We start from the raw sequence: 25,219 nt of genomic DNA, 5'->3' as shown, positions 1-25,219 counted from the left end.
GATTTCAGATAAATCGAAGATTTCGGTTTATCGCCCCGGTGTTCACTGACGTTGATTTGTAGCTCCTTGATCCAACGTCTTACCTTGGCCGCTGCGTTTGCAGCGGCCTTTTTTATGGGCGTTGAAAAAGTATTCCCTACGGCCTGCAAACACTTTCCGAGAACAACGCAGGACCTTTCCTGCGGCGCAGAAGAATTCTCCCTGCTTTGTTATTAGCCTGCGAAAACCCTCTCGAAACAAAGCCCTGTTACTTACGGGCTTCTCAGATTTTGTAACCGCAAGTCTGATGTAACTTGAAACACCTTAACCCCTCGCTGGTGACACGGACGTCACTATCGGCCGGCGCTGACTTGCCAGCGAGTTATCACGCACATTCAAAAGGACATGAATATGCAAAGACCTCCGTTCTTAGAACTGGATGAAACACGTATCGAGGCACCCGCCCCCGATAATTACGAGCCATTCAAAGAAAGCAATGTGGGTTACACCTACAGTGGAACCTTCGGACCTGCCGGCGCCAATGCGCAAACGCGCCAATTGATGTTCGAGACGCAAACCACCGTTGAACAAGAGTTCAACGCAAAATCCGTCTCAATACCTCAGTCCATCGAAGTGGAACTGGCGGCAATCAGACTGGAAGGCCCGACAAATCCTCTTCCGCCCGCTGCTGCACTGGCCCGCGAAGTGGGCGTCAGGAATACGCTGATTCACCGCAAGACCGCAGAGTTTCAGAGGCAGACCGCGATCGCAAACCGCTTTTTTGGCAGCGATCCGCTGGGGAAAACTTTTCAGGATTACCTGAATCAGGCCTCCGCTATCCGCCGAACCAGCGGCGCGGGGGCCAGGAGTAGAGCGTTGTGGAGCGAGTCCTTCCGAGCGGCTCACGAAGCGCGTTTGCTTGGCCAGACACTGGCGCTTCTCAACCAGCAACAGGCCGGCGTACTCAATTGGCTGGCCACCGTGCAGGCTCAGGATCAAGCTCAGGCGGCAGCGGCTGAGGCCCAGCGTTTGGCTGCAGAAAACGCGCGGGTCGCAGCCGAACAACAACGGCACAGAGAAGCTGCAGAAGCAACACGTCGACAGCAGGCGCAAATTCGCATACGTGAACAGACACGACTGGCTGCATTGGCGGAGAAACAACGTCAGGAAGCCGAAATCGCACGAATCAAGGCGGAAGATGAAGCACGGGAAAAAGCACGAATCGCGGCATTGTTGAGCGCGGAGGTTGAAGCAAAGGCAAAGGCAAAGGCCAAAGCTAAAGCCAAGGCGATAGCCAAAGCCAGGGCCATAGCCAAAGCCAAAGCCGCGAAACGTGCGTTTGCCGCCGAGCAGGCACGTCTGCAAGCAGAAATGGAACAGCGTATCGAGGCGTTACAACGGCAGGAGCGCCTGGCCCCAGAAGTCCAGCATGTTTACCCGGCTTCAGGCGCAACGGCCTCAACCAATCCGGTATTGTCCTTTGCCTCACAAGCCACCCGTATTTCTCCGACCGCTTCATCCGCAATTCTCAAGGGGCTGCGGACAGGATTACAGACCCTGAAAGCGGCAGGATCTGTGTTGATCAGCGGTCCGGCACTGGTAGGTTTCGCGGCTCTACTCATGCCATCACGTTTGGGCAACGGCGAGCGCTTTTCCATGAGTGTTCCGCTTGCCGAGTTGTCGCCGGAGTCAGCGCAGACACTTCGCGAAATAGCAGATCGGCAAGGCACACTGGAGCTGCCCGTAGGCTTGGGTGTGAGGCCACTGGGTGCGGGCACGGAAGTTTTCATCGCCACCAGCGATGACTTCCATATCCGATCGAGTGTGCTGGTTCTGAATGCGGCCTATGACCTGCTGAATGATGTTTACGAAGCAACGCTGCCAGATTCGCCAACGGATTTCTTGACCTGGACACCGGCTATCTCGCCGGGGAACAGCTCGACTGCATCGCCCATTGCCGAGACTGATTCGCCAGCCTATTCCGGCGCTCGCATTATTCCGATTGAAGGACGGCTGGACCTCAACCCGATCCTTGTTGAAGGCTGGGAACGATTCATTATCGTGTTTCCCGATGACTCGGGGATCGCGCCGCTTTATGTGGTGTTCAGCAGTCCTTATGCCGGGGCAACCGCAAAGGGTAAATACAGTGGTCGCAATTTCAATCCAGAGCAGGCGGGTGGCCCAATACTTGAACTGAATTGGCGAACGGCGGATGTCTCTCGAGCCGGCATAGAGGCGGTGAAACTACATATCGCAAGGCTTGATCAATCAGATGCCAACGTGATCATGATTCAACGCCTTGAGAAAATTTTGACCGGGGACTTAAAAGTCACAGATACCGATTTACGCTATTACACCCATGAGATACGCGAGCTCGAGAGATTCCGCGCGCTGAGCCTTGGTGACCATTTCAAACCCGACAGAGAGTCGCCACTTTGGAACAACGCACATACAGCCACACTAGAAGATTTCAAGCTTCGCGACGATGAGTCCTTGCTCTATACCAAAGAGGCAATAGCAGCTGCAGACAAACAAGATGAAGTGTTTTTCAATGACCTGTTGAAAGGAGGTAAGCCATGAGCATCGTCGAGCAAATAGTAAAAAATGAATCTGTAGAAGATGTATTGACCGTGTTCGCACTCGGCTCGGCCATACCTTCCCTAGACAGATTGTTTGGGCGCTACAGGTACGAAGTTATCGAAAGCGGTGAGCTACTTGAAACCTATGCGAGACTCTTCGAACAGGGTGTTTTGGCCAATGGCGACGGGCCCGTTGCCGTCAAGGGGCCTAACTGGAGAGCGCCCAGATTTATGACAGACAACACGTACTCTTAAGTAGGAATTCAAGCCACCAAGCCCAAGCTTGGTGGCCTCACCCCTTAAAGCGAATACTTCTGCAAATTCGCCATCATTTCCTTCAGCGCCTCAATATTGTCCTTCGGATGCGCCGCCCCTTCGAAATCACAAATCTGCTGCCAATGCGCCGCAACATCTTCCGGCGAGAATCCCACCCGCGGATCAAACCCGGCGCCCAGGCTACGCTCCCAGCGCACCTTGCCCATCCAGCCGCCACCGACTTCGAACAGCCCTGAGGTTTCCTGGCACTGCTCGCTCGCCAGATACACCACCAGCGGGCTGACCAGTTCCGGTTTCAGTTGCTCGAACACTTGCGGCGGGATCAGGCCCTCGGTCATGCGCGTGCCGCCAGTCGGCGCAATGGCGTTGACCAGGATGTTGTTCTTGCGCCCCTCGATGGCCAGCGTGCGGGTCAACCCGTACAGGCCCAGTTTGGCCATGCCGTAGTTGGACTGGCCGAAGTTGCCGTAGATACCTGAAGTCGAGGCGGTGAAGATCACCCGGCCGTAGTTCTGCTCGCGCAGGTGCGGCCACGCTGCGCGGGTGACTTTGTAGGCGCCTTCGACGTGGACGCGGTAAACCAGATCCCAGTCGGCATCGTCCATTTTGTGGAAGGTCTTGTCGCGCAGGATCCCGGCGTTGTTGACAACGACGTCGACGCGGCCAAAGGCATCGAGGGCGTTCTGCACCAGTTTGTCGCCGTCGGTGACCGAGTCGTGGTTGGCTTCGGCAATACCGCCGGCTTCGCGGATTTCCGCCACCACGCGATCGGCCGCAGAGGCATTGGCGCCTTCGCCCTGGGTCGAACCGCCGAGGTCGTTGACCAGCACTTTGGCACCCTGCCTGGCAAACAACAGTGCATGGGCGCGTCCGAGGCCGCCACCGGCTCCGGTGACGATGACGACTTTATCTTCGAAACGCACAGACTCATTCATCGCAGCAACTCCAGCAGGCCAGTATTGATCCCGAGTGTCAGGCACAGGGCTTAGGGTCACAACGAATACGGCTGAGGCTGAATGGTGTGCGATAAGGATGGGGGATGATGAAGGCGTCAAAAGATCAAAAGATCAAAAGATCGCAGCCTGCGATCTTTTGATCTTTCAGGAGCAGGCGACTTTGCGCGGCGGCAGCACAAAGCGCTCACGAAACTCCAGGTAATGCTTGAGCACCTGCACCGGCGCTTCGGTCTGTGGATAGTGACCGATGCCTGGCAACAACACCGTGTCGGCGTCAGGGATCAGTTCGCGGTAGCGCGCGACCATGTGCGCCCCGGAAATCGGATCGACTTCGCCATCGATCACCCGCAACGGGACGTCGCCGTACTGCATCGCCGTCACCCAGCGATCGCGCTGCACCCGGCGCTCGGGAATGTAACTGATCAACTTGTGCATGATCCGTGGCCCGCGATTGCTGTCGACCAGGCTCCAGAAATCGTCCAGCTCACTTTCGCTCGGCCGGGTTTGCGGGCCAAAGATCTGCCGGAAGCTTTTCACCAGAGCGTCGCGGGTGAAGGCGCGGCCGATCATCCATCCCAGCGGACTGAGCAGTAATTTTTGCATCAGCACCGGGCGGTGGGTTTCCGGGAACAGTCCACCATTGAGAAACACGCAACTGGCCACTTCGATCTTGTCTTCGTAGTGCCGGGCGAGCAGTTCCTGGGCAACGCTGTCACCGTAATCGTGGGCCAGCACATGCAGCGGTTGCTCGACCTGCAGGTGCGCAAGTAATGCCTGTTGCAAGTCGGCCTGCTCCAGCAAGCTGTAAGTGTGATTGATCGGCTTGGCCGAATCACCAAAGCCGAGCATGTCGCAGGCAATCACCTGGTAACGCTGGGCCAGTGGCTGCCACAGGTAATGCCAATCCCAACTGGCGGTCGGAAAACCGTGGATCAGCAACAGCGGCTCACCCTGCCCGGCCGTCCAGTAGCGAATCGGCTGGCCACGAAAGACAAACGTCCGGCTGCGTTTACGCCAGACACACAGAGGAATCTCGGCAAGAGGCATTAGAGTTTATATCCGGGGTCTAGTTTATCGAGTTTGCGCAGCAACGCCGGCCAGGCCAGCGCGCCACCCATGCCTTGAGCGCTTTTGGTGACACCGGCGATCATCGCTTTGGCGCCTGCCAGAATTTGCGGTTCGATGGCGATGAGTTCAGCCCCGCCGGTTTGCGCCATGACCTGAATGTCGCAGCCGCGCTGGAAGGTGAACATCATCAGAAACGTGTCGGCGATGGTGCCGCCACAGGTCAGCAGACCGTGGTTGTGCAGCATCAGAAAATTGTTCTCGCCGAGGTCGGCCTGCAGGCGCGCCTTCTCTTCGTGATTCAGCGCCACGCCTTCGTAAGCGTGATAAGCCAGGCTCGAGAGTACGAACAGCGATTGCTGGCTGATCGGCAACACACCCTGCTTTTGCGCCGACACCGCGACACCGGAAGCGGTGTGGGTATGCAGCACGCACACCACATCGTGCCGCACTTCGTGTACGGCGCTGTGGATGGTGTAGCCGGCGGGGTTGATCTCGTAGGGGCTGTCCATGAGTTTGTTGCCGGCCTGATCGACTTTCACCAGGCTCGACGCGGTGATCTCATGGAACATCAGACCGAACGGGTTGATCAGAAAATCTTCGGTGCCCGGCACCTTGGCGGAAATATGGGTGAAGATCAGATCGTCCCAGCCATGCAAGGCGACCAGACGGTAACAAGCGGCGAGATCAACCCGGGTCTGCCATTCCGCAGCACTGACCTGGTCTTTCACATTAAGGGACGATTGGACGGGGGCTACGCTCACTGTATGCACCTCTGCGTTCTTATTGTTCTGCACGTGACAGCAGTCTAGTCAGGTGCAGGCAATCGCGTAGTTGCATTGGCAGCCAGCTTGATGACTGATCGAGTCAGCCATGCAAACAGTCTGGATCCATGTCAAAGCCACGACGCCAACAAAGGCGCGGCAAACAGATTGAGCAACCCGGTCAGGACCATCACCAGTCCGGCGACGGAGCCTTCTTCGCCACCCACTTCATGGGCCCGGCTGACCCCGGCACCGTGCGCGCCAACCCCGAACAGCGCACCGCGCGCCAAGGCACTGCGCAATGGCAACCACTTCAACAACACGCCGCCGAGCATTGCCCCGAACACACCGGTGAACATTACGAACACCGCAGTCAATTCCGGCACGCCGCCGAGATTTTGCGCGAGTGGCATCGCGAACGGCGTGGTGATCGAACGCGGTACCAGCGACATCGTCACCGAACTGTCGAGCGCCAGCGCCTTGGCCAGTCCGAAAGACGTGCCGATCGATGCCGCACTGCCAGCTACCATGCCCAGCATCAACGCCGACCAGTGCCGCACCAACAAGCGACGTTGCTGCCAGATCGGCACGGCGAACGCGACGGTCACCGGGCCGAGCACCAGCATCAGCCAGTGGGTGTTGCTGGCGTATTCGGCATACGCGGTGTGCAGCGGCACGGCGAGCGCCAGCAGCAACGCCGGCACCAGAATCAGCGGCGACAGCACATAGCGACCGGTGCGCCGATAGAGCCAACGGCTGAACAGGTACGCCGCCAAAGTGAAGGCGAGCCAGAACATCGGCATCCATTCAAGCTTCATGGGACCGCCTCATACGGACTGCAAGCTCGACGGTGAACGCCGTGACCAGCATCACCATCAACGTGCTGACGGCGATCACCAGCAAAATCCGCCAGCCGTCATTGCGCAGCAGCGCGCCATAGTCGAGCAGACTCATCAGCGCCGGAATAAAGAACAACAACATCTCGGCCATCAGCAAACCCGCGCCCAATTGCAGCGCTGCCGGTTTGATCCAGCCGCAAGCGAATGCCAGCAGCAACAGCGCCATGCCGATCACACCACCGGGAATCGGCATGGCCAACACCGCAGCGAGTTGACAGCCCAGCAGGTAAAGACCGAGCAGTACAGCGAGTTCGGCGAACAGACGAGACAAATGTTTGAGGGTGACGGTGTTCATGATTTCGCTCCAGACAGGCGCTTATTTTACGAAGCGCCCTGCCATCCCCGAAGCGAATTGTTAGACTCAACGCCATTCCAAAATGGAATCCGGCGATGGAATTCAAACAGCTGCGCAGTTTTGTCGAAGTCATGCATCAAGGGGGTTTCACCCAGGCCGCAAAAACCCTGCACATCAGCCAGTCAGCGGTCAGCAAACAGATCGCGCAACTGGAACAGAGCCTCGGCACGCCTTTGCTCGAACGACTCGGTTCGCAGTTGCGCCTGACCGCTGCGGGCAGCGTGGTGCTGCAACGGGCCGAGGGCATGTTGCGCTTGCGCAACGAATTGCTTGCGGAACTGGACGACCTCAGTCAACTGGCGCGGGGAGAGTTGCGTCTCGGCCTGCCGCTGTTGGGCAGTGACGCGTTGTTCGCCGGGCTGTTTGCCGAATACCGGCGCCGTTATCCAAATATCAGCATTCAGTTGCTCGAGGGCGGCAGCCGCCATATCGAGCAGGCTGTGCTCAGCGGTGAACTGGAACTGGGCGGCAGTCTGCTGCCCAAGGATCCGCAATTCGACTGTCAGCCGTTTTGCGATGAGAAACTCGATGCCTTGCTGCCGGTGGATCATCCGCTGGCCAACCTGGCCGAGATCGGTCTGGAGGAGTTGGCCGAGACGCCGTTTCTGCTCTATCAGCGCAGCTTCGTGCTCAATGACCGTTTGCTGCAGGCGTGTCAGCAACTGGGTTTCACGCCGAAGGAAGGCGGACGCAGCGGCCAGGCGGATTTTCTTGCAGCGCTGGTGGCCGCCGGGCAAGGCGTGGTGCTGTTGCCCAGCGTGGTCGCACGCGCACTGGTGCGGCCGGGCGTGGTCCGCCTGAGCTTGCGAGCGCCGGATTATCTGCGTTGGGATATCGCGTTTATCTGGCGTCGCGGCGCGTATCTGTCGAAAGCCGCACAGGCTTGGCTGAGCTTGCTGCGCGAGCGGGCAATCAGCCCTTGAGCGCGGCGATCAACTGCGCAAGCCAAGGCTCGGCGTCGGTTTCCGGCGTGACGCTTTCGCTGGCGTCAATGCGCAGCATCGCTTGCACTTCGCGCACGCCCAGTTCACCGAACAGTTCACGCATCTGCTCGCCGCCGCCGCAGAAGGTGTCGCCATAACTGGCGTCGCCCAAGGCAATCACCGCACCCGGCAAACCGAGCAATGCGGCTGGTAACTGGTCGCGAATCGCCGAATACAGCGGTTGCAGGTTGTCGGGCAATTCGCCCATGCCGGTGGTCGAGGTCACGGCGAGCAACGCTTCGGGGCCGAATGCCTGAATGTCGGCGAGGCTGGCGCGCGAGTTGTGGAAGGTTTCAAAGCCAGCGGCTTTCAACAGGTTCTGGGCGTGACGGGCGACTTCTTCGGCGGTGCCGTAGACCGAACCGGAGAGGATGGCGACTTTCATCAATCTGATCCTGAAACTGGAAAAAAAGAGCGGCGATAGTAACAGTCTCCGACGCGAAGCTGCGATTGGATCTCAACCGCCGATAATGGCCAGTAGACAGTGCCTGCGGTTCTTCTAGAATGCGAGCCACTGACAACTCTGAAAGGATTCAAAGATGATCAACGCCAGTCTGCTGCAAATGGTGATCAACGCATCGAACGACGGGATCGTCGTCGCCGAAAAAGAAGGCGAACAGGACAATATCCTGATTTACGTGAATCCGGCTTTTGAACGCCTGACCGGCTACACCAGCGAAGAAATTCTTTATCAAGACTGCCGCTTTCTGCAGGCTGGGGACCGCGATCAAGCGAGTCTGGAGCTGATTCGCGATGCATTGCGCACCAATGGCTCGTGCCGGGAAATCCTGCGCAACTATCGCAAGGACGGCACACCGTTCTGGAATGAACTGTCGCTTTCCACGGTAAAAAATGCCGATGACGGACAGACTTATTTCGTTGGCGTGCAAAAGGACGTCACCCTTCAGGTCAAGGCACAGCAGCGCGTGGCGCAGCTGGAGGCGCAGGTCGCAGCCCTCGAAGCAGAACTCGCTGCATTGAAAGCGACAAACGGTTAAAACAAAAACACGAACCAATTGTCATTAACTACAATCACCAATGACTTTGTATCTATATCTTTCGAGTTAGCCATGCAGCGCAACGCCCTCCTCACTCAGGATGAGCTGGATTTTATCCAGACCATGCAGCACAACCCGCAACTGAACGTGCGGGATGCAACGTCGAGTCTGTTGGTAAACGGCGGTTCGCAGATCCGTGATTTGCTTACGCGGCTGGCAGCTCACGAGCAAGTGACCATTCAGGCCAGCTTCGAAAATCAGCAGATGACCTTCCCGTTGCATCTGGTTGAAGACGAGTTCCACGCGCTGCATCTGCGCCTTGGTGTGCCGAGTATTTATGAAGACGGCCCGATGGTGCGGCCATGGCGACTGGTACTTGAGGAGCCGGTGGCCCTGGAAAACGCCAAAGGTCAGCCGGGCACGTTGTGGGTCCACGAGGTTTCGCACAAAGGTGTGCTGCTGGAAGTGCGCAACAAGACCAAGCCGCCCAAGCATTTCGCGCTGTGGTTCAGCCCTTCGGGTTACGAGCGGATTTCATTGCGGGGCAATTTTGAACGGGAAACCGAGAACGGTTTCTTCGCCTATGAATTGAGCCAGACCGACACCGACGAAACCGAGCGCCTGCGCCAGTTCATCCTGCAGCAACATCGTCTGACGCACCCTGCCCTTCACACCTGAGTTTCAGGTATCCAGATTCCCGGCCAGAAACTGCAGCATGCGCTGACGCATGTTCGCCCCTTCATTGCCCAGACACGCCACAGAGGATCCGGCCAGGCTGTCCTGCGCCAGATCTGAAGCGTCACCCGCCAGCATCAACTGACAATCGAGACTCAACGCCAGCCGGTTCAGTCGGCGAGGCAATTCGGTGCTGGGCGCGTGATTGGAAAACAGGACAAGTGCATCAGGTTTGATCTTTTCGCACACCAACGTCAGCTCATCGAACGGCTGACCTGTAGTCAGTACCCGAACACCGGCATTGCTGTCGCTGAGAAACAGCGCCGCGACCAGCAACTCCAGCTCTCGACATTGCCCGGCCAGGGCGCTGACGATCACCCGGCGCGGTTGCGTGCCACGCAGCATGACGATCCGTTGCAACACCCGCGCCCGCAGGAACCCGTCGAAGAACAGCCACTCGCTGGTTTGTCCGAATGCGTCCTGGCGCTGCAACATCTGCAGCCATAACGGCATAAGAATGTCCTGAAACACCACAGGCAAAGCATATGAAGAGAAAATCTGCCCATAGACGCGGTCCAGTTGCTGGTCGTCGAATGCACTGACCGCCTGCTGAATCTGCTCCTGCCATTGCAGGTAGTCGGCCTGCACCAGGTCATCGGGGATGATATGAGCCAGCACTTTCATGGGTTCGGTCTTTGCGAGGATCTTGCCAACCTTGCTCACAGCGACACCGCGATCGATCCAGTCGACGATGCTGCGCACGCGCTCGATATCGGTCATCGAATAGAGCCGATGCCCACTTTCGGTGCGGGTTGGTTGAATCAAACCGTAGCGCCGCTCCCATGCGCGCAAGGTCACCGGGTTGACACCCGTCAGGCGTGCGACCTCTCGGATCGGGAACAGATCGGCGCGTTCGAGCGCAACAGAGGCCTGCGAAGCAGGGCTTGCGTTCGTGATGACAGGCATATGGAGTTCAACTTCCATGTCGTTTGAATTGGATCCCATTCTAACGCTTATGCCCTAAAAGGTTTCAAGTGTTGAAATGCGACGAAAGTCGCTGGTTTATTGGCGAAAAACCGGAATAATCCTTGCTTGTTGAAAAACGCAGGCCTCTACCCCGGCCCTGCGTCAGGCGAAACTCCTACCCGGAGCGACGCGTTTGAAATACGGAGATACACAATGTCTACTTCCCCCGTCACGCTGATGGTCGCGCGTCGCGTCGCCGACGGCCGCTATCAGGACTTGATCGCCTGGCTGCGCGAAGGCGAACAATTGGCCACCGACTTCCCCGGTTACCTTGGCTCTGGCGTGCTCGCCCCGCCGCCAGGCGACAACGAATTCCAGATCATCTTCCGTTTTGTCGACGAGCAGACATTGCACGCGTGGGAGCATTCGGTTTCACGCACCGCGTGGCTGAGCCGTGGCAGCGATCTGTTTGCGAATCCGAAAGAGCATCGGGTCAGTGGTATCGAAGGCTGGTTCGGCGCTGCGGGGCAACGTCCACCGCGCTGGAAACAGGCGGTCGCAATCTGGCTGGCGTTCTTTCCGGTATCTCTGTTGTTCAACTTTGTCCTCGGCCCGTTGCTCGTCGAGCTGAGCCTGTTACCACGGGTATTGATCAGCACCGCGTGCCTGACGCCGTTGATGGTTTACTTGTTTATTCCGCTGTCGACCCGATTGCTGGCGAACTGGCTGAACAGCACGCCGGTACGGCCGTTGCCGGTGACGCCTTCTACGCAAAATCGATGATCTTTTTGTAGCAGCGAGCCTGCTCGCGAATGCTGATCAACATCCACCATGGACGTCGACTGATCTACCGCTTTCGCGAGCAAGCTCGCTCCCACAGGTTTTGGTAATACCGGTAATAGGTTCAAGGCTCACGTCGCTGTTATAGTTTTTGCTCCCCCCGCGATGCGAGCCGTTCATGCCTGATTCCTCCGCCCCGATCCTCATCACCGGTGCCGGCCAGCGTGTCGGCCTGCATTGTGCGCAGCGGTTGCTCGAAGATGGCTGTCGCGTCATCTTCACTTACCGCAGTGAACGCCCCGGCGTGCAAACGCTGCGCGATCTGGGCGCCATCGGCCTGTTCGCCGACTTTTCCAGCGAAGCCGGGATTCTCGCCTTCATCGCCGAACTGAAAACCCGCACCGAGAGCCTGCGCGCCATCGTGCACAACGCCTCCGAGTGGCTGGCCGAAACCCCGGGCAGCGAAGCCGAAGCCTTCACACGCATGTTCAATCTGCACATGCTCGCGCCGTACCTGATCAACCTGCACTGCGGTGACTTGCTGCAACGCTCGACGCCCGCCGACATCATCCACATCAGCGACGATGTCACGCGCAAGGGCAGCAGCAAGCACATCGGCTATTGCGCCAGCAAGGCCGGGCTCGACAGCCTGACCCTGTCCTTCGCCGCACGCTATGCGCCGACCATCAAGGTCAACGGCATCGCTCCAGCCCTGCTATTGTTCAATCCCGACGACGACGCGGCATACCGCGCCAAGGCCCTGGCCAAATCCGCGCTGGGCATCGAACCCGGCAGCGAAGTGATCTATCAGAGCCTGCGCTATCTGCTCGACAACCCTTATGTCACCGGTACCACCCTGACCGTCAACGGCGGACGGCACGTCAAATAAGCCGAATCGCGAGGATGTCCATGACCCGCTCACTGCCCGAGAATTATCGCGAAATCCTGATTGGCCTCGGTGAAAATCCCGACCGTGAAGGACTGCTCGACACTCCGGTACGCGCGGCCAAGGCCATGCAATACCTGTGTCACGGGTATGAGCAGAGCATCGAGGAGATCGTCAATGGCGCGCTGTTTGCCTCGGACAGTGACGAGATGATCATCGTCGCCGACATCGAGTTGTATTCTTTGTGCGAACATCACCTGCTGCCCTTCATCGGCAAGGCTCATGTGGCTTATATTCCGACAGGTAAGGTGTTGGGTCTGTCGAAGATCGCGCGCCTGGTGGACATGTTCGCCCGGCGTCTGCAGATTCAGGAAAACCTCACCCGGCAAATCGCCGATGCAGTGCAACAGGTCACCGGTGCCGCAGGCGTCGCCGTGGTCATCGAAGCCAAACACATGTGCATGATGATGCGCGGTGTCGAGAAACAGAATTCGACGATGAACACCTCGGTCATGCTCGGCGCGTTCCGCGAGTCGAGCAACACCCGCCAGGAGTTCCTGCAATTGATTGGACGGAGCAAGTAAATGCCACAACTTCAACCGGGAATGGCGCGCATCCGGGTCAAGGATCTGCGCTTGCGCACCTTTATCGGGATCAACGAGGACGAAATCCTCAACAAACAGGATGTGCTGATCAACCTGACCATTCTGTATGCCGCGCAGGAAGCGGTGCGGGACAACGACATCGACCACGCACTGAATTACCGCACGATCACCAAGGCGATCATCGCCCACGTCGAGGGCAACCGTTTTGCGCTGCTCGAACGCCTGACTCAGGAACTGCTTGATCTGGTGATGAGCAATGGTTCGGTGCTGTATGCCGAAGTCGAAGTCGACAAGCCGCATGCGCTGCGGTTTGCCGAATCGGTTTCGATCACACTCGCCGCCAGCCGCTGAGTGCGTCTGGCGCATTGTCTGTCAGACTTTTATCATCCGCGCCACGAATTGACTGCACAGAGCCCATCATGAACGAGCAACAACGCCTCGAACTAGAAGCCGCCGCCTTCCGCCGGCTGGTCGCCCACCTGGACAGCCGCAAGGACGTGCAGAACATCGACCTAATGAACCTCGCCGGCTTCTGCCGCAATTGCTTGTCGAAGTGGTACAAGGCCGAAGCCGACGCGCGCCAGATTGAAGTCAGCCTCGATGACGCCCGCGAAGTGGTTTACGGCATGCCGTACGCCGAGTGGAAAGCCCAATACCAGCAAGAAGCCAACGCCGAACAACAAGCGGCGTTTGCCAAAGGAAAAACCCATGAGTGATCTGAACACCCTGCGCGCCAGCCTGAAGAGCGGCGAACACGCTTTCGCCGACACCCTGGCGTTCATTGCTGCGGGTTATGACTACCAGCCGCAAGCCTTCAACAACGGTGGCGTGGAAAACGCCGCCGGGCAGAATGAAGGCTCGTGCAAGACCTTGGGTCTGGCGCTGCTGGAAGGCCTGAGCGATGAAGAAGCGCTGCTGGCGTTCGGTGAACATTATCGTTCGGTGGTGGCGACGCCTGAGGGCAGCGATCACGGCAACATTCGTGCGTTGATCAAGCATGGACTGGCCGGTGTGACATTCACCGCCCAGCCCCTGACCCGCCGCTGATCCCTCTATCCACACAAAATCCCTGTGGGCGCGGGCTTGCTCGCGAAAGCGGTGTGTCAGTCACCAAAAATATTGCCTGACACGACGCCTTCGCGAGCAAGCCCGCTCCCACATTGGTTATGCGGTGGTTCGGAGTCTCGGGCACAAAAAAACCGGCCAATGTGGCCGGTTTTTTTGTGCCTGCGATCTTAGAACGAAGCGTTCTGCAGACCGTCCAGGTAACGCTCGGTGTCCAGTGCCGCCATGCAGCCGGCGCCGGCCGAGGTGATGGCCTGACGGTAAACGTGGTCAGCCACGTCACCGGCGGCGAAGATGCCTTCGACGCTGGTTGCAGTGGCGTTGCCTTCACGGCCGCCGTGCACGACCAGATAACCGTCTTTGAGGGTCAACTGGCCTTCGAACAGCGATGTGTTCGGGGTGTGGCCGATGGCGATGAACACGCCGTCGACTTTGATTTCGTCGAAGCTGCCGTCGTTGTTCTTCAGACGCGCACCAGTCACACCCATGTTGTCGCCCAAGACTTCGTCGAGGTTGGCGTTCAACTTGAGGATGATCTTGCCTTCGGCTACGCGAGCGTTGAGTTTGTCGATCAGAATCTTCTCGGCGCGGAAAGTCTCGCGACGGTGGATCAGAGTCACGGTGCTGGCGATGTTGGCCAGGTACAGCGCTTCTTCAACAGCAGTGTTGCCACCGCCGACCACTGCAACCGGCTTGTTGCGATAGAAGAAACCGTCACAGGTCGCGCAGGCCGAAACGCCTTTGCCCATGAACGCTTCTTCCGACGGCAGGCCCAGATAGCGCGCGCTGGCGCCGGTGGCGATGATCAGGGCGTCGCAGGTGTAAGTCGCGCTGTCGCCGGTCAGGGTGTACGGCTTGGCCGCGAAATCAACGGCGTTGATGTGATCGAACACGATCTCGGTTTCAAAGCGCTCGGCGTGTTCACGCATGCGCTCCATCAGTGCAGGACCGGTCAGGCCATGGACGTCGCCCGGCCAGTTGTCGACTTCGGTGGTGGTGGTCAGTTGACCGCCAGCCTGCATGCCGGTGATCAGCAGTGGCTTGAGGTTGGCACGGGCCGCGTATACCGCAGCGCTGTAACCGGCAGGGCCGGAACCGAGAATAATCACTCGCGAATGACGGACTTCAGACATGACCTGCTCCTGTTGACCGGGCCGAAAAACGGGCGCGGATCGCCGGACTGCCGGCGGAAATAAAAAAGGACCGTGGATAACCTTGGGGAAGGCTTGAGCTCGACAGTCCTGTAAAAAGTTGGGTGCAGCGTATCGAGGGGGGCAAGATTAAGGAAATACGGTTTAACAATCCAGCTCATAGGTGGTCTCTATGCCGACACGCTGACGAGATGGACGTCTTTGTTACAGTGAATGTCGATCGCTCTACCGCGCTTTCGCCGCCGTGGCAAAGTCGGTAAGGTCGGCGCGTTTTCCCTTGCTCGGAGCACCTTATGCCCGCCCCCGTTCTGTCCGGCCCGCAATACCTGCGCGAAGGCCTGAAACTGGTCCTCAGCCCCGGCCTGCGCCTGTTCGTGTTGTTGCCGCTGGCGATCAACCTGGTGCTGTTCGTCGGATTGATCTATCTGGCCGGCCACCAGTTCAGCCTGTGGGTCGATACGTTGATGCCGTCGCTGCCCGAATGGCTGAGTTTCCTCAGCTACATTCTTTGGCCGTTGTTTGTCGTGCTGGTGGCGCTGATGGTGTTCTTCAGCTTCACCATGCTGGCCAACGTGATCGCCGCACCGTTCAACGGCTTTCTCGCGGAAAAAGTCGAAGTGGTGGTGCGTGGCACCGATGATTTCCCGGCGTTCAGCTGGGGCGAACTGATCGCGATGATCCCGCGCACCCTCGCCCGGGAAATGCGCAAACTCGGCTACTTCCTGCCGCGTGCCATTGGCCTGTTCATCCTCTCGTTCATCCCGGTGGTGAATATCATTGCCGCACCGCTGTGGCTGTTGTTTGGCGTGTGGATGATGGCCATCCAATACATCGACTACCCGGCGGACAACCACAAACTCGGCTGGAACGAGATGCTCGCCTGGCTGCGGCAGAAACGCTGGCAGAGCATGAGTTTTGGCGGGATTGTTTATCTGGTGCTGCTGATTCCGGTGGTCAACATTCTGATGATGCCGGCAGCAGTGGCTGGGGCAACGCTATTCTGGGTGCGTGAGCGTGGCGCCGAGAACCTGGTGACTCAGCGCTGACACCACGTCACAAATCCATCATCCGAACGTCACAAGCACGACATGGCCTCAGCCGACACTGAGGTCATGACGACAGCTCTACATATCACTCTTATCAGCGAAACCTTCCCACCGGAAATCAACGGCGTGGCCAATACCCTTGGCCGCTTGTGCGATGGACTGCGCGCGCGCGGCCATCAGGTTGAACTGGTGCGCCCGCGTCAGGCCGGTGATCCGCAGCGCAGTGAAGACGACGCGCTGCTGTTGTGCCGGGGCTGGCCGTTGCCCGGTTATCCGGGGCTGCAATGGGGTCAGTCATCGATGCACAAACTGTTGCGGCGCTGGAAACGTCAGCGCCCCGATGTGCTGTACATCGCCACGGAAGGCCCGCTCGGTTTGTCAGCGCTGCGGGCGGCGCGGCGTCTGGGAATTTCGGTGGTCAGCGGGTTCCACACCAATTTTCAGCAGTACACCCGTCAGTACGGCCTCGGCTTGCTGACGCGGATGCTCACGCATTATCTGCGCTGGTTTCACAATCGCTCGGCGTTAACCTTGGTGCCAAGTGTCAGCCAGCGCCTGGAACTGGAGCGACGCCATTTCGAGCGCTTGGCGCTGCTATCGCGTGGCGTGGACAGCCAGTTGTTTCATCCGAGCAAGCGCCTCAATGGGTTGCGTGAGCAATGGAGTCTGTCCGAGCAGGACATTGCCGTAATTCACGTAGGACGACTCGCGCCGGAGAAAAACCTTGGCCTGCTCAAGCGCGGCTTCGAAAAACTGCTTGAGACTTATCCACAGCGCAATCTGAAACTGATCATTGTCGGCGACGGGCCGCAACGACTGGCACTGGAAAAGGAACTGCCCGAGGCGATTTTCTGCGGCGCCCAGCGCGGCGAAGCATTGGCGGCGCACTACGCGTCCGGGGATCTGTTTCTGTTTCCGAGCCTGACGGAGACCTTCGGCAATGTCGTACTCGAAGCGCTGGCCTCGGGGCTGGGCGTGGTGGCTTACGATCAGGCTGCGGCGGCGCAGCATATTCGCCACGGTTACAACGGCGTGCTGGCGATGCCCGGTGATGAAGAGGCATTTTGCGATGCCGCTGCATGGTTACTGGAAGAGGATGAGCGGCTGCGCTGTGTGCGCCTGAATGCGCGGCAGCATGCGAGTCGCCAGGGTTGGCCGGCGGTTATCGAGCAGTTTGAAAAGCATTTGCGCGGAGCTTGTGTGGGGGAGTTGGTGGTGCCAGGGGTTCAGACACTGCCCTGAATTATTGTTGCCTTTGAAACCGCCTTCGCGAGCAAGCCCGCTCTCACATTTTGAAATGCATTCCAAATGTGGGAGCGGGCTTGCTCGCGAAGGGGTCTTGACAGGCGCTGGTTAAACCAGCGTCATCAACGCCTCACGGCTAAACGGCAGAATGTCCTGCTCGCGCCCTTCGCGGACTTTCTGCGCCCAGTCCGGGTCGACCAGCAAGGCACGCCCCACCGCCACCAGATCGAATTCCTCTTTGTTCAGACGCTCCAGCAGGTTTTCCAGACTGGCCGGTTGCGCGACCTTGTCGGTGTTGACCATGAATTGCAGGAACTCGCCATCCAGACCGACGCTGCCAACGGTGATGGTCGGTTTACCGGTCAGTTTGCGTGTCCAGCCGGCCAGGTTCAGGTCGGAACCATCGAACTCCGGCTCCCAGAAACGTCGCGTCGAGCAATGGAAAATATCCACGCCAGCGTCGGACAGCGGCTTGAGGAACTCGCCCAGCGCTTCCGCGGTTTGCACCAGACGTGCGGTGTAATCCTGCTGCTTCCATTGCGAGAAACGGAAGATGATCGGGAAGCCTTCACCGACCGCCGCACGTACGGCTTGAATCAATTCAATGGCGAAACGCGAACGGTTGGCCAGGCTGCCACCGTATTCGTCGGTGCGCTGATTGCTGCCTTCCCAGAAGAACTGGTCGATCAAATAACCGTGAGCACCGTGGATTTCCACGCCGTCCATACCAATGCTTTGCGCATCTTTGGCGGCTTGGGCAAACGCAGCGATAACGTCCTGAATGTCTTGCTTGCTCATGCCGTGCACGACGACCTGACCGTCCTTGAGTTTTTCCGACGGGCCGTAACCCGGCACGCTGGCGTCCGGTTCGGTGCCGATGCGCCGCACGCTGCCGACATGCCACAGTTGCGGAACGATCTTGCCACCTTCGGCGTGAACGGCGTCGACGACTTTTTTCCAGCCGGCCAATGGCGCGTCACCAAAGAATTGCGGCACGTTCGGGTAACCATTGGAGGCAATGTGGCCGACGGTGGTGCCTTCGGTGATGATCAGACCGACACCGGCCGCTGCGCGACGGCGGTAGTACTCGATGACTTTCGAATTGGGCACGCCACCCGGAGAGAACGAGCGCGTCATTGGCGCCATGACCACACGGGTCGGCAGTTCAAGGGCACCGAGCTGGAACGGTTTGAACAAGGCTTGAACGGGCATCGAAAGGCTCCACGAAAACGTTATCAACAGGGCATAAAACCATATGACGGCGATAATATGTGCGATGACGCCAGCGCGAAAGCATTATTGATCTGAATGATTAAGGCTCAAAAGGCAGGCAAAAAAAATCGCAGCTCGGTGGCTGCGATTTTTGCCGTTCAGCCCAGCGCTTTTTCAATCGCATGAACAATGGTCGGATCATCCGGCGCCGTCCGCGGTGAGAACCGCGCCAGCACCCGGCCGTCCTTGCCGAGCAGGAATTTCTCGAAATTCCAGGTGATGTCACCAGGAAACTCCGCGCCCTCGCCCGCCAGAAGTCGATAGAGCTGATGACGCTCGTGGCCGTTGACCTCGAGCTTGCTCGACAACGGAAACGTCACGCCATAGTTGAGGCTGCAGAATTCCTGAATTTCCTTTTCAGAACCTGGCTCCTGACCGGCAAACTGGTTGCAGGGCAGGCCCAGCACATTGAAGCCTTTGTCTTTGTATTGCTGATAGAGGTTTTCCAGCGCCGCGTACTGGGGGGTCAAGCCGCATTTGGAGGCGACGTTGACCACCAGCACGACTTGGCCCTTGAAAGGCGCCAGCGGTAGCTCCTGACCATCCAGGGCTGTCAACTTAAGGTCGTGAAAAGCACTCATGACGTACTCCAGGATTCCGATGTTCTACTCGAAACAGCCACTTGGCGAGGCCACCAAGGACAGCCGCGGACTAAAAAGGCGCCCGCAGGCGCCTCTCCAGTACTCGAAGCTTAGCGCAGAAAATCAGTGGTGATGGCCACCTTCGCCATGGACGTGGCCATGCGCGATTTCTTCCTGGCTGGCGTCACGGATGTCAACGATCTTCACTTTGAAGTTCAGGCGCTGACCGGCCAGTGGGTGGTTGCCGTCAACCGTCACGTCGTCGCCGTCGAGGTCACGGATGGTGACGATCTGCATCTGGCCGTCCGGCGCCGAAGCGTGGAACTGCATGCCGACTTCCAGTTCGTCAACGCCTTCGAACATGCTGCGGCTCAGGGTGCTGACCAGCTCGGCGGCGTATTCGCCGTAAGCGTCTTCCGGCTCAACGGAGACTTCCAGCTCGTCACCGACAGCTTTGCCTTCCAGAGCTTTTTCCAGGCCCGGGATGATGTTGCCTGCGCCTTGCAGGTAGACCAGCGGAGCGCCGCCGGCGGAGCTGTCGATGACCTCACCAGCGTCGTTGGTCAGGGTATAGTCGATGGAGACAGCCTTATTGGCGGCGATCAGCATGGGGCGAGACCTTTTGCATAAGAATATAGAAAGGCCAAGTTTAGCGAAGCAATCGCGCGAAAGCGAACACAACCCGGACAAACGGGTTTCGACGATCGCAGGCTTCCATCAGGACGAGGACGGTCATTGGGTGGTCGAACTGTCCTGTGGCCACACCCAGCACCTGCGTCACCAGCCGCCCTGGCAATCGCGCGCCTGGGTGCTCGACGCGGCGCAACGTATTGAAAAAATAGGTCAACCCTTTGCCTGCGGTTGGTGCGCACAAGGCTCGGTTAGCGATAACCTTGTCGACTGAATTTCGGTAGTCAGCCAGACATAGACTGACGCCATTGCCATGCAACTTTAGAGAATTCGCATGCAAACTTTTTTTATCGCACCCACCGATTTTGGTGTGGGTCTGACCTCCATCAGCCTCGGGCTGGTGCGTACGCTTGAGCGCGCCGGGCTGAAAGTCGGCTTCTTCAAACCGATTGCCCAGCCACATCCGGGCGACACCGGCCCTGAGCGTTCCACTGAACTGGTGGCCCGCACCCACGGCCTGAAACCGCCGCAACCGCTGGGCCTGGCCCACGTTGAGCGAATGCTCGGTGATGGTCAGCTCGATGAACTGCTGGAAGAAATCATCACGCTCTATCAGCAAGCCGCCATTGGCAAAGACGTGCTGGTCGTCGAGGGCATGGTGCCGACCCGCAGCGCCAGTTACGCCGCGCGGGTCAACTTGCACCTGGCCAAGAGTCTGGATGCCGAGGTCATTCTGGTCTCGGCGCCGGAAAACGAGGTGCTCGCCGAACTCTCCGGCCGTGTCGAATTGCAGGCGCAATTGTTTGGCGGGCCGAAAGACCCGAAAGTCCTCGGCGTGATCCTCAACAAAGTCAAAACCGACGAGAGCATGGACGCTTTCGCCGCGCGCCTGAAAGAACATTCGCCGTTGCTGCGCAGTGGTGATTTCCGCTTGCTCGGCTGCATTCCCTATCAGCCGGAACTCAACGCGCCGCGGACCCGCGACGTTGCCGACCTGATGGGCGCGCAAGTGCTCAACGCAGGCGATTACGAAACCCGGCGCATGACCAAAATCATTATCTGCGCGCGGACAATGCGCAACACCGTCGAGCTGCTCAAGCCCGGCGTGCTGGTAGTGACCCCAGGCGATCGCGACGACATCATCCTCGCCGTCAGCCTCGCGGCGATCAACGGCGTGCCACTGGCCGGCCTGTTGTTGACCAGCGACACCCTGCCCGATCCGCGCATCATGGACCTGTGTCGCGGCGCCTTGCAGGCCGGTCTGCCGGTGTTGTCGGTGAGCACCGGCTCGTATGACACCGCTAACCTGCTCAACGGCTTGAACAAGGAAATCCCGATCGACGACCGCGAGCGCGCGGAGATCATCACCGATTTCGTCGCCAGCCACCTCGACGCCAAATGGCTGCACCAGCGTTGCGGAACGCCACGGGAAATGCGCCTGTCGCCAGCGGTGTTCCGCTATCAGTTGATCCAGCGTGCGCAAGCGGCGAACAAACGTATCGTCCTGCCTGAAGGCAGCGAGCCGTTCACCGTGCAAGCGGCGGCGATCTGTCAGGAACGCGGGATCGCCCGTTGCGTGTTGCTGGCAAAACCGGAAGATGTTGAAGCGGTCGCTCGCGCCCAAGGCATTGTGTTGCCGCCGGGCCTGGAGATTCTTGATCCGGACCTGATCCGCGAGCGCTACGTCGAACCGATGGTGGCCCTGCGCAAGACTAAAAGCCTGAATGCGCCAATGGCCGAGCAGCAACTGGAAGACACCGTGGTGATCGGCACCATGATGCTCGCACTGGATGAAGTCGACGGCCTGGTGTCCGGTGTGATCAACACCACTGCCAATACCATCCGCCCGGCCCTGCAGTTGATCAAGACTGCGCCGGGCTGCACGCTGGTGTCGTCGGTGTTCTTCATGCTGTTCCCGGAGGAAGTGCTGGTTTACGGCGACTGCGTGATGAACCCGCACCCGAGCGCCAGCGAACTGGCCGAGATCGCTCTGCAAAGCGCCGACTCGGCGGCCGCGTTCGGCATCACTCCGCGCGTGGCGATGATCAGTTACTCCAGCGGCGAATCGGCCACCGGCGAAGAAGTCGAGAAAGTCCGCGAAGCCACCCTGCTCGCCCACGAACAACAGCACTCGCTGCTGATCGACGGTCCGCTGCAATACGACGCCGCGGCCAACGCAGAAGTCGCCCGGCAACTGGCGCCGAACAGTCAGGTCGCCGGTCGCGCCACGGTGTTTGTCTTCCCCGACCTGAACACTGGCAACACCACACACAAAGCCGTGCAGCGCAGCGCCGATTGCGTCAGCCTCGGGCCGATGCTGCAAGGCCTGCGCAAACCGGTAAATGACTTGCCGCGTGGTGCGCAGGTCGATGACATCGTCTACACCATCGCCCTCACCGCGATTCAAGCCGCCAACCGACCTATGGATGTGTAAATGCTGGATTTTCTACCTGCACCGTTGCGCGGCGTGATCGCCTCGCTGCTGTTGGCGCTCAACACGATTCTGCTGTGCTCGTTTCTGTTCTGCGTGGCGCTGATCAAAGTGCTGCCGTTCGACCTCGCCCGACGTGCCTCGCTGTGGCTGATGAGCCACACCCATGAAGCGTGGATCAGCAACAACAAGGCCTGGATGAACCTGGTGCGGCGCACGCGCTGGCACATCAGCGGCCTGCACGGCCTCGACTACCAACACTCTTACCTGATCACCAGCAACCACCAGAGCTGGGTCGATATTCTGGTGTTGCAGTACGTGCTCAACCGAAAGATTCAACCGCTGAAGTTCTTCCTCAAGCAGGAACTGATCTGGGTGCCGGTGATCGGTCTGGCCTGGTGGGCGCTGGGCTTTCCGTTCATGAAGCGCTACTCCAAGGCTTACCTCGCCAAGCATCCGGAGAAAAAAGGCAAAGACCTCGAAACCACGCGCAAGACCTGCGCGAAATTTCGCGATAACCCGGTGGGGATTTTCAACTTCGTCGAGGGCACGCGCTTTACCGAAGGCAAGCATGCGCAGCAGCAGTCACCGTTCAAATATCTGCTCAAGCCCAAGGCTGGCGGGATTGCCTTTGTGCTGGATGCGATGGGTGAACAACTGGAGTCGATCGTCAACGTGACGATTCACTATCCGGCCGGGCGTCCGGGGTTCTGGGATTTGCTCTGCGGCAATGTGCGCGATGTGGTGGTGCACTTTGAAGAAATCAAAATCCCGCCGGCCTTCATCGGCAAGAACTACGATCAGGACGGCGAGTATCGCTTGCAGTTTCAGGGCTGGATCAATCAGCTGTGGCTGGACAAGGATGCGCTGCTGGAGCAGATGCACCGCGAATATCCAAAGCGCCGCTGACCTGGAGCTGATCTGTGCTGAACACAATTGTGTATTCAACAGAGAGCTCATGTGGGAGCGGGCTTGCTCGCGAAAGCGGTGGATCAGCCGGCATCAATGCTGAATGACGCACCGCATTCGCGAGCAAGCCCGCTCTCACAGTTTTGACCGCGTTGGCCTGAAATAAAAAAGCCCGCCGATGATTGCTCATTGGCGGGCTTTTCATTAGTGGCTAACGCTTAGATCGCGCCACGCTGACGCAGCAGATCCAGCACTTGCTTGACGCTTTCTTCCAGACTCAGCGACTGCGTGTCGATCACCAGATCGGCATTCAGCGGCACGTCGTACGGGAAGGATTCGCCCGGAATGTTGTCGCCAGCGGCGGCATACAGACCTTGCGGATCACGCTCGGCGCATACGGCCGGCGAGGCCTGCACGTAAACGGTCAGCAGACGATCCTTGCCAATCAGGTCCTTGGCCTGCTCACGACCTTCGGCGCTAGGCGCAACGAACGCAGCCAGGGTCAGCAGACCGGCTTCGTTGAACTGACGCGCCACGTGCGCGGCACGACGCCAGTTCTCGGTACGGCCGGCGCGATCCTGTGGCAAACCTTTGTTGAGGTCCTGACGCAGATTCTGGCCATCGAGCACAAACACCGCACGCCCCATGTCGAACAGCTTGCGCTCGACCGCATAGGCCAGCGTGCTCTTGCCCGCGCCCGACAGGCCGCTGAACAGTACGGTCGCCGGTTGCTGACCGAAACGCTGAGCGCGTTCTTCAGTAGCCACATGCGCCAGTTTGCCGTGATGCGTGGCGGTGCCATGGGTCACTGGCTGGGCGACGATCATGCCGGCGCCGACGGTGCCGTTGGTCAAGCGGTCGATGACAATGAACGCGCCAGTGGTGCGGTTGCTTTCGTATCCGTCGAGGGCGATCGGCGCGTCGAGCGCGATTTTCACCTTGCCAATTTCGTTGAGCTGCAACGCGCTTGCCGGGCCTTCCTCCAGTGTGTTGACGTCGACCTTGTTGACGATACTGGCGATCGAACCCGGCACGTAACTGGTGGCACGTTTGATGTCGTATTTCTTGCCTGGCAGCATCGGCTCTTCAGCCATCCAGACCAGCATCGCTTCGAAGCTGTCGGTGACCGGCGGCACGTTGTCGGCATGCACCAACAGGTCGCCACGGGAGATGTCGATTTCGTCTTCCATGGTCAGCGTCACCGCCTGACCCGGACCGGCGTGCTCCAGTTCACCTTCGAAGGTGACGATGGATTTCACGCGGCTGCTCTTGCCCGACGGCAGCACCACGACTTCGTCGCCCTTGTGCACGATGCCGCTGGCCAGGGTGCCGGCGAAACCGCGGAAGTTCAGGTTTGGACGGTTGACGTACTGCACCGGGAAACGCAGATCGGTGAAGTTGCGATCGCCTGCGACTTCGACGGTCTCAAGGATTTCCATCAGCGACTGGCCGGTGTACCACGGCGAGCGCTCGGACTTGTTCACCACGTTGTCGCCCTTCAGAGCAGACATCGGCACGAAGTGCATGCTGGTCGGCTTCATCTTCAAGCCTTCGGCGAACTTCAGATAGTCAGCCTTGATCGACTCGAACACGCCTTCATCGAAGTCCTTCAAGTCCATCTTGTTGATGGCAACGACGATGTGTTTGATCCCCAACAACGAGGCGATGAAGCTGTGGCGACGGGTCTGGGTCTGCACGCCGTAACGCGCGTCGACGAGAATGATCGCCAGGTCACAGGTGGACGCACCGGTGGCCATGTTGCGGGTGTACTGCTCATGGCCGGGGGTGTCGGCGATGATGAATTTGCGTTTGGCGGTGGAGAAATAGCGGTAGGCCACATCGATGGTGATGCCCTGCTCACGCTCGGCCTGCAAACCGTCGACCAGCAATGCCAGGTCGATGTCGTCACCGGTGGTGCCGACTTTCTTCGAATCGCGGGTGATCGCTTCGAGGTGATCTTCGTAGATCATCTTCGAGTCGTGCAGCAGGCGCCCGATCAGGGTGCTCTTGCCGTCATCGACGTTACCGCAGGTCAAAAAGCGCAGCAGCTCTTTACGTTCGTGCTGGCCCAGGTAGGCGAGGATGTCCTCGCTGATCAAATCAGATGCGTGCGACATGACAGC

28 protein-coding genes are annotated in these 25,219 nt (G+C 58.8%); 16 read left to right on the top strand and 12 right to left on the bottom strand.

Going from position 1 to position 25,219, the window contains the following annotated elements:
* Positions 1 to 390: 390 nt before the first annotated feature.
* Positions 391 to 2,559 carry an S-type pyocin domain-containing protein gene (locus tag ACM6IV_RS16765; protein WP_414870839.1) on the top strand — a complete coding sequence of 723 codons (2,169 nt, stop codon included), beginning with the start codon at positions 391 to 393 and terminating at the stop codon, positions 2,557 to 2,559.
* Complete coding sequence (locus ACM6IV_RS16760; RefSeq protein WP_414870838.1) at positions 2,556 to 2,813, top strand: immunity protein; 258 nt, start codon at positions 2,556 to 2,558, stop codon at positions 2,811 to 2,813. The genes ACM6IV_RS16765 and ACM6IV_RS16760 overlap by 4 nt, the downstream gene beginning before the upstream one ends.
* Before the next feature lie 44 nt (positions 2,814 to 2,857).
* On the opposite strand, the gene ACM6IV_RS16755 is transcribed toward ACM6IV_RS16760, so the two are convergent.
* From ACM6IV_RS16755 to ACM6IV_RS16735, 5 genes are all read right to left on the bottom strand, one after another.
* Positions 2,858 to 3,769, bottom strand: coding sequence for an SDR family oxidoreductase (locus ACM6IV_RS16755; RefSeq protein WP_123464741.1), 912 nt, complete (start codon positions 3,767 to 3,769; stop codon positions 2,858 to 2,860).
* Positions 3,770 to 3,934: 165 nt separating this feature from the next.
* Positions 3,935 to 4,837 carry an alpha/beta fold hydrolase gene (locus ACM6IV_RS16750; RefSeq protein WP_414870837.1) on the bottom strand — a complete coding sequence of 301 codons (903 nt, stop codon included), beginning with the start codon at positions 4,835 to 4,837 and terminating at the stop codon, positions 3,935 to 3,937.
* Entirely contained in the window at positions 4,837 to 5,619 is a 783-nt protein-coding gene (locus tag ACM6IV_RS16745; protein WP_414870836.1) for a class II aldolase/adducin family protein, read from the bottom strand. Before ACM6IV_RS16745 ends, ACM6IV_RS16750 begins: the two co-directional genes overlap by 1 nt.
* A 131-nt stretch (positions 5,620 to 5,750) precedes the next feature.
* On the bottom strand, positions 5,751 to 6,437 hold the full coding sequence (locus tag ACM6IV_RS16740) for an LrgB family protein (protein WP_414870835.1): 687 nt from the start codon (positions 6,435 to 6,437) through the stop codon (positions 5,751 to 5,753).
* Complete coding sequence (locus tag ACM6IV_RS16735) at positions 6,427 to 6,813, bottom strand: CidA/LrgA family protein (protein WP_414870834.1); 387 nt, start codon at positions 6,811 to 6,813, stop codon at positions 6,427 to 6,429. The genes ACM6IV_RS16740 and ACM6IV_RS16735 overlap by 11 nt, the downstream gene beginning before the upstream one ends.
* A gap of 95 nt (positions 6,814 to 6,908) precedes the next feature.
* Here ACM6IV_RS16735 and ACM6IV_RS16730 point away from each other — a divergent pair, with 95 nt between their 5' ends.
* On the top strand, positions 6,909 to 7,796 hold the full coding sequence (locus tag ACM6IV_RS16730; protein ID WP_414870833.1) for a LysR family transcriptional regulator: 888 nt from the start codon (positions 6,909 to 6,911) through the stop codon (positions 7,794 to 7,796).
* Here the strand turns inward: ACM6IV_RS16730 and ACM6IV_RS16725 are convergent.
* A complete protein-coding gene (locus ACM6IV_RS16725) occupies positions 7,786 to 8,241 on the bottom strand; it encodes a flavodoxin (RefSeq protein ID WP_414870832.1) in 456 nt (151 codons plus the stop codon). The genes ACM6IV_RS16730 and ACM6IV_RS16725 overlap by 11 nt on opposite strands.
* Before the next feature lie 154 nt (positions 8,242 to 8,395).
* Here ACM6IV_RS16725 and ACM6IV_RS16720 point away from each other — a divergent pair, with 154 nt between their 5' ends.
* Positions 8,396 to 8,854, top strand: coding sequence for a PAS domain-containing protein (locus ACM6IV_RS16720; protein ID WP_414870831.1), 459 nt, complete (start codon positions 8,396 to 8,398; stop codon positions 8,852 to 8,854).
* Between the two features lie 72 nt (positions 8,855 to 8,926).
* Entirely contained in the window at positions 8,927 to 9,532 is a 606-nt protein-coding gene (locus ACM6IV_RS16715; RefSeq protein WP_414870830.1) for a hypothetical protein, read from the top strand.
* A 3-nt stretch (positions 9,533 to 9,535) separates the two neighbouring features.
* Here ACM6IV_RS16715 and ACM6IV_RS16710 read toward each other — a convergent pair whose 3' ends face one another.
* Complete coding sequence (locus tag ACM6IV_RS16710) at positions 9,536 to 10,495, bottom strand: MerR family transcriptional regulator (protein ID WP_414870829.1); 960 nt, start codon at positions 10,493 to 10,495, stop codon at positions 9,536 to 9,538.
* 213 nt (positions 10,496 to 10,708) lie between these two features.
* Here ACM6IV_RS16710 and ACM6IV_RS16705 point away from each other — a divergent pair, with 213 nt between their 5' ends.
* From ACM6IV_RS16705 to ACM6IV_RS16680, 6 genes are all read left to right on the top strand, one after another.
* A complete protein-coding gene (locus ACM6IV_RS16705; RefSeq protein ID WP_414870828.1) occupies positions 10,709 to 11,278 on the top strand; it encodes an antibiotic biosynthesis monooxygenase in 570 nt (189 codons plus the stop codon).
* 175 nt (positions 11,279 to 11,453) lie between these two features.
* Positions 11,454 to 12,164, top strand: a complete 711-nt coding sequence (folM, locus tag ACM6IV_RS16700) for a dihydromonapterin reductase (protein WP_414870827.1) — start codon at positions 11,454 to 11,456, stop codon at positions 12,162 to 12,164.
* Between the two features lie 20 nt (positions 12,165 to 12,184).
* Positions 12,185 to 12,745: a GTP cyclohydrolase I FolE gene (gene folE / locus ACM6IV_RS16695; protein ID WP_414870826.1), complete on the top strand. Its 561-nt coding sequence runs from the start codon at positions 12,185 to 12,187 to the stop codon at positions 12,743 to 12,745.
* Positions 12,746 to 13,117, top strand: a complete 372-nt coding sequence (gene folX / locus ACM6IV_RS16690) for a dihydroneopterin triphosphate 2'-epimerase (RefSeq protein ID WP_007914273.1) — start codon at positions 12,746 to 12,748, stop codon at positions 13,115 to 13,117.
* A 68-nt stretch (positions 13,118 to 13,185) separates the two neighbouring features.
* Positions 13,186 to 13,482, top strand: a complete 297-nt coding sequence (locus ACM6IV_RS16685) for a DUF1244 domain-containing protein (protein ID WP_414870825.1) — start codon at positions 13,186 to 13,188, stop codon at positions 13,480 to 13,482.
* Positions 13,475 to 13,813 carry a HopJ type III effector protein gene (locus ACM6IV_RS16680; protein ID WP_159812168.1) on the top strand — a complete coding sequence of 113 codons (339 nt, stop codon included), beginning with the start codon at positions 13,475 to 13,477 and terminating at the stop codon, positions 13,811 to 13,813. Before ACM6IV_RS16685 ends, ACM6IV_RS16680 begins: the two co-directional genes overlap by 8 nt.
* A 188-nt stretch (positions 13,814 to 14,001) precedes the next feature.
* On the opposite strand, the gene trxB is transcribed toward ACM6IV_RS16680, so the two are convergent.
* The gene (gene trxB / locus ACM6IV_RS16675; protein WP_414870824.1) at positions 14,002 to 14,964 is read right to left on the bottom strand and encodes a thioredoxin-disulfide reductase; all 963 of its coding nucleotides are present in this window, start codon (positions 14,962 to 14,964) and stop codon (positions 14,002 to 14,004) included.
* Positions 14,965 to 15,275: 311 nt separating this feature from the next.
* Here trxB and cysZ point away from each other — a divergent pair, with 311 nt between their 5' ends.
* Together cysZ and ACM6IV_RS16665 are read left to right on the top strand one after the other, a co-directional pair.
* Complete coding sequence (cysZ, locus tag ACM6IV_RS16670; protein ID WP_414870823.1) at positions 15,276 to 16,028, top strand: sulfate transporter CysZ; 753 nt, start codon at positions 15,276 to 15,278, stop codon at positions 16,026 to 16,028.
* Between the two features lie 42 nt (positions 16,029 to 16,070).
* Positions 16,071 to 17,270 (top strand): glycosyltransferase family 4 protein, encoded by a 1,200-nt coding sequence (locus ACM6IV_RS16665; protein WP_414870822.1) that lies wholly within the window; start codon positions 16,071 to 16,073, stop codon positions 17,268 to 17,270.
* Positions 17,271 to 17,381: 111 nt separating this feature from the next.
* On the opposite strand, the gene ACM6IV_RS16660 is transcribed toward ACM6IV_RS16665, so the two are convergent.
* The 3 genes from ACM6IV_RS16660 to ACM6IV_RS16650 all read right to left on the bottom strand — a co-directional run bounded on the left by ACM6IV_RS16660 (position 17,382) and on the right by ACM6IV_RS16650 (position 19,735).
* Positions 17,382 to 18,485: an NADH:flavin oxidoreductase gene (locus ACM6IV_RS16660; protein ID WP_414870821.1), complete on the bottom strand. Its 1,104-nt coding sequence runs from the start codon at positions 18,483 to 18,485 to the stop codon at positions 17,382 to 17,384.
* Between the two features lie 158 nt (positions 18,486 to 18,643).
* The gene (locus ACM6IV_RS16655; RefSeq protein WP_414870820.1) at positions 18,644 to 19,126 is read right to left on the bottom strand and encodes a glutathione peroxidase; all 483 of its coding nucleotides are present in this window, start codon (positions 19,124 to 19,126) and stop codon (positions 18,644 to 18,646) included.
* Between the two features lie 123 nt (positions 19,127 to 19,249).
* The gene (locus tag ACM6IV_RS16650; RefSeq protein WP_007912368.1) at positions 19,250 to 19,735 is read right to left on the bottom strand and encodes an FKBP-type peptidyl-prolyl cis-trans isomerase; all 486 of its coding nucleotides are present in this window, start codon (positions 19,733 to 19,735) and stop codon (positions 19,250 to 19,252) included.
* Here ACM6IV_RS16650 and ACM6IV_RS16645 point away from each other — a divergent pair.
* The 3 genes from ACM6IV_RS16645 to ACM6IV_RS16635 are packed head-to-tail and all read left to right on the top strand — an operon-like array spanning position 19,704 to position 23,096.
* A complete protein-coding gene (locus ACM6IV_RS16645) occupies positions 19,704 to 20,030 on the top strand; it encodes a DUF3565 domain-containing protein (RefSeq protein WP_414870819.1) in 327 nt (108 codons plus the stop codon). The two genes, ACM6IV_RS16650 and ACM6IV_RS16645, sit on opposite strands and share 32 nt — an antisense overlap.
* A gap of 60 nt (positions 20,031 to 20,090) precedes the next feature.
* Positions 20,091 to 22,190, top strand: a complete 2,100-nt coding sequence (gene pta / locus ACM6IV_RS16640; RefSeq protein ID WP_414870818.1) for a phosphate acetyltransferase — start codon at positions 20,091 to 20,093, stop codon at positions 22,188 to 22,190.
* Positions 22,191 to 23,096, top strand: coding sequence for an acyltransferase (locus tag ACM6IV_RS16635; protein WP_414870817.1), 906 nt, complete (start codon positions 22,191 to 22,193; stop codon positions 23,094 to 23,096).
* 218 nt (positions 23,097 to 23,314) lie between these two features.
* Here ACM6IV_RS16635 and cysN read toward each other — a convergent pair whose 3' ends face one another.
* On the bottom strand, positions 23,315 to 25,213 hold the full coding sequence (gene cysN, locus ACM6IV_RS16630; RefSeq protein WP_414870816.1) for a sulfate adenylyltransferase subunit CysN: 1,899 nt from the start codon (positions 25,211 to 25,213) through the stop codon (positions 23,315 to 23,317).
* Between the last annotated feature and the right edge of the window lie 6 nt (positions 25,214 to 25,219).

The sequence above is a fragment of the Pseudomonas sp. IT-347P genome, assembly GCF_949768005.1.
Lineage (GTDB): Bacteria > Pseudomonadota > Gammaproteobacteria > Pseudomonadales > Pseudomonadaceae > Aquipseudomonas.
This window is presented reverse-complemented; position numbering and strand designations above follow the sequence as displayed.